A 2,029-nucleotide genomic window follows, 5' to 3' on the forward strand; every position below is an offset into this window, starting at 1 on the left:
GATGACGTTCATGATGCGGCCCAGCGTGCCGGGACCGACGGGAACGGTGATGCCCGCGCCGGTGTCGGTCACAGGCTGGCCGCGGGTCAGGCCCTCGGTGGTGTCCATGGCGATGGTGCGGACGGTGTTCTCGCCCAGATGCTGAGCAACCTCCAGCACCAGGCGGAAGGGCTCGCCGGTACGCTGGTCGGTGTTGGTGGTCTCCAGCGCGTTGAGGATCGCCGGCAGGTGGCCGACGAATTCCACGTCGACGACGGCGCCGATGACCTGGCTGATCTTGCCAGTGGCGACGGCAGCGGTGCCTGCGGCCGGGGTGGCCTGGGCGGCGGCCTTCTTGGCGGGGGCCTTGCGCGCGGGGGCCTTGGCGGGCGCCGCAGCGTCCGCAGCCACGGTGGCGGCCGGCTTTTTGGCGGGAGCCTTCGGGGTCGTAGCCATGGTGCTGTTCTCTTGCTCTAGATCGCTTCGGCGCCGGAGATGATCTCGATCAACTCCTTGGTGATCTGCGCCTGACGTGTGCGGTTATATTGCAGGGTGAGGCTGGCGATCATGTCGCCGGCATTGCGGGTCGCGTTGTCCATCGCCGTCATCTGGGCGGCGTAGAAGCCGGCCTGATTTTCGAGGGTCGCCGAAAACAGCTGGATGGTCAGATTGCGGGGAAGCAGGGTTTCAAGGATCGCTTCCTCCGAGGGCTCATACTCATAGACCGCGCCCTTGAGATCGACCGGGGGCGCATCAACCACAACCTCGGCCGGGATCAGCCGGCGCGCCGTGGGGACCTGGCTGACCACCGACTGGAAGCGGCTATAGACCAGGGTGACCACATCCACATCGCCGGCCTCAAACAGGGCGGTGACCTTGTCGGCGACGGCCTGGGCGACCTCCATGGACGGCGAGCCGCCGGCCTCAAAGAACTCCACGATCTTGTCGGCGTGCAGACGACGCAGCTGATCGCGGGCCTTCTTGCCGATGACGATCAGCTTCACGTCCTTGCCGGCGGCCTGAAGCGTGGTGATCCGCTCGCGGGCGGCACGGACGATTGAGGTGTTGAACCCCCCGGCGAGGCCGCGGTCTGATGTGGCGACCACAAGCAGATGGCGGTCGTCACGACCCGTCCCAGCCAGCAGACGGGGCGCGGATTCCCCGCTGACGCCCTGGGCGAGGTTGGCGATCACCGAAGCCATCCGCTCAGCGTAGGGACGCGCGCTCTGGGCGGCGTCCTGCGCACGACGAAGTTTGGCCGCGGCGACCATTTGCATCGCTTTCGTGATCTTCTGCGTGGCTTTCACGCTTCCGATCCGATTGCGCATCTCCTTGAGGCTGGCCATCCCTTGGGGTCCTGGCCGGCTTAGGCGAAGGTCTTGGTGAAGGCGTCCAGCGCGCTCTTCAGGTCGGCTTCGAGGTCGGCCTTCAGTTCCTTCTTGGTGCGGATCGCGTCCAGAAGACCCTGATGCTTGCTGTGCAGGAAGCTCAGCAGCTCAGCCTCATAGCGGCTGACATCACCCACCGCGATCCCGTCGAGATAGCCACGGGTGCCGGCATAGATCACGCAGACCTGCTCTTCGACCTGCTGAGGCGCGTACTGCGGCTGCTTCAGCAACTCGGTCAGACGGGCACCGCGGGCCAGCATGCGCTGGGTGGTGGCGTCCAGGTCCGAGCCGAACTTGGCGAAGGCGGCCATTTCCCGGTACTGAGCCAGCTCGCCCTTGATGGGGCCAGAGGCGGTCTTCATGGCCTTGATCTGGGCCGAGGAGCCCACGCGGCTGACGCTGATGCCGACGTTCACGGCCGGGCGAATGCCCTGGAAGAACAGATCGGTTTCCAGGAAGATCTGGCCGTCGGTGATCGAGATCACATTGGTCGGGATATAGGCCGACACGTCATTGGCCTGGGTTTCAATGATCGGCAGGGCCGTTAGCGAGCCCGAGCCGTTGTCTTCATTGAGCTTGGCCGCCCGTTCCAGCAGACGGGAATGCAGGTAGAACACGTCGCCCGGATAGGCTTCGCGGCCCGGCGGGCGGCGCAGCAGCAG

The 2,029-nt window shown here is 65.7% G+C and carries 1 protein-coding gene and 2 pseudogenes; all 3 read right to left on the reverse strand.

What is annotated here, in order from left to right:
* A pseudogene (locus MH112_RS08050) lies at positions 1-435 on the reverse strand (F0F1 ATP synthase subunit beta); the annotation flags it as partial.
* 17 nt (positions 436-452) lie between these two features.
* The gene (locus MH112_RS08055; protein WP_296566248.1) at positions 453-1,325 is read right to left on the reverse strand and encodes a F0F1 ATP synthase subunit gamma; all 873 of its coding nucleotides are present in this window, start codon (positions 1,323-1,325) and stop codon (positions 453-455) included.
* Between the two features lie 20 nt (positions 1,326-1,345).
* Positions 1,346-2,029 (reverse strand): annotated as a pseudogene (locus tag MH112_RS08060) (F0F1 ATP synthase subunit alpha); the annotation flags it as partial.

It is taken from the genome of Phenylobacterium sp., assembly GCF_022402485.1.
In the GTDB taxonomy this organism is placed as follows: Bacteria; Pseudomonadota; Alphaproteobacteria; order Caulobacterales; family Caulobacteraceae; genus Phenylobacterium.